Annotated in this window: 2 protein-coding genes; both read right to left on the bottom strand. The window is 55.8% G+C overall.

Annotated elements, in window-relative coordinates:
* Positions 1-495 (bottom strand): IS1634 family transposase (locus JUJ53_RS00135; RefSeq protein WP_239124652.1); only part of this gene is annotated, 495 nt, incomplete at its 3' end.
* On the bottom strand, positions 440-634 hold a 195-nt coding region (locus tag JUJ53_RS24440; RefSeq protein ID WP_239124651.1), incomplete at its 5' end, for a hypothetical protein. The genes JUJ53_RS00135 and JUJ53_RS24440, both read right to left, overlap by 56 nt.

Here is a 634-nt window from a genome sequence, read left to right as displayed (position 1 = left end):
CAGCACCCAGCGCTGCTCCACCCCGCCGTAGGTCTGTCGTTGCTCCCACAGTCGATAGCCTTCCAGTGTACAGGGCATCTCAATCAACGACTCAAGGCTACTATCGACTAGAGTTTGAGCGCTCTTGAGAGTCACAGGTACCCGACTCAGCCACGGCAAACGCCCCACCGTCTGCAGGTTAGGTTCGCTATAGAAGACTGTGTCAGCCACCAGCAGGGCAGGCGTCTCCCACTGCTCGGCAAACGCTGTCATCAGCCCTGCAAACGTCTGACCGTCGGGCTCATTGCCGCTGCCGACTGTAAACCACACCGGGATGCCACCGTCGGCAGTACAAATCAAGTGGACCAAAAACTGCTTCAAGTCCGGTCGATGATCTCTGGAATACCCCCGGCAAATCTCAATCGCCTGGGGTACTTCTAAATCAGCCTCTAACTCTACGTCAGCCCTCTTCGCTGATGGGTACTCGCCGTCGAGAGCAAATGAGGTTGAGTCCAGATGGCACTGACTGACGCTGACGCCAAAGCGTTCGACCGCCTGCTGTCAGGTGACAATTATCTTGGGCTCTTCCCAGCTTTTGGTGATGCTTAATGCCGTTCCTCTGGGTTTGTTCTACACCGCCATGATGAATCGCTTG

The sequence above is a fragment of the Leptolyngbya sp. CCY15150 genome, assembly GCF_016888135.1.
GTDB lineage: Bacteria > Cyanobacteriota > Cyanobacteriia > RECH01 > RECH01 > RECH01.
This window is presented reverse-complemented; position numbering and strand designations above follow the sequence as displayed.